General features: G+C 48.1%; 3 tRNA genes. All 3 read left to right on the forward strand.

What is annotated here, in order from left to right:
* Positions 1–3 precede the first annotated feature (3 nt).
* The 3 genes from CHH53_RS17015 to CHH53_RS17025 all read left to right on the forward strand — a co-directional run bounded on the left by CHH53_RS17015 (position 4) and on the right by CHH53_RS17025 (position 295).
* Positions 4–77, forward strand: a tRNA-Gln gene (locus CHH53_RS17015).
* Positions 78–105: 28 nt separating this feature from the next.
* Positions 106–178, forward strand: a tRNA-Lys gene (locus CHH53_RS17020).
* 35 nt (positions 179–213) lie between these two features.
* Positions 214–295: transfer RNA gene (locus CHH53_RS17025), tRNA-Leu, on the forward strand.
* Positions 296–314 lie beyond the last annotated feature (19 nt).

Here is a 314-nt window from a genome sequence, read left to right on the forward strand (position 1 = left end):
CATTGGGCTATAGCCAAGCGGTAAGGCAACGGGTTTTGGTCCCGTGATCGTTGGTTCGAATCCAGCTAGCCCAGCCATTTACTTTCTTTTCAATAGAATGTTTTTGAGCCATTAGCTCAGTTGGTAGAGCATCTGACTTTTAATCAGAGGGTCGAAGGTTCGAGTCCTTCATGGCTCACTTTATAGATCAGTTCCAGTAACTGTTTCTATTGCGCGGGTGTGGTGGAATTGGCAGACACGCTAGACTTAGGATCTAGTGCCGTATGGCGTGGGGGTTCAAGTCCCTCCACCCGCATCATCATTACCATACTGCT

It is taken from the genome of Terribacillus sp. 7520-G (assembly GCF_002271665.1).
Lineage (GTDB): Bacteria > Bacillota > Bacilli > Bacillales > Amphibacillaceae > Terribacillus.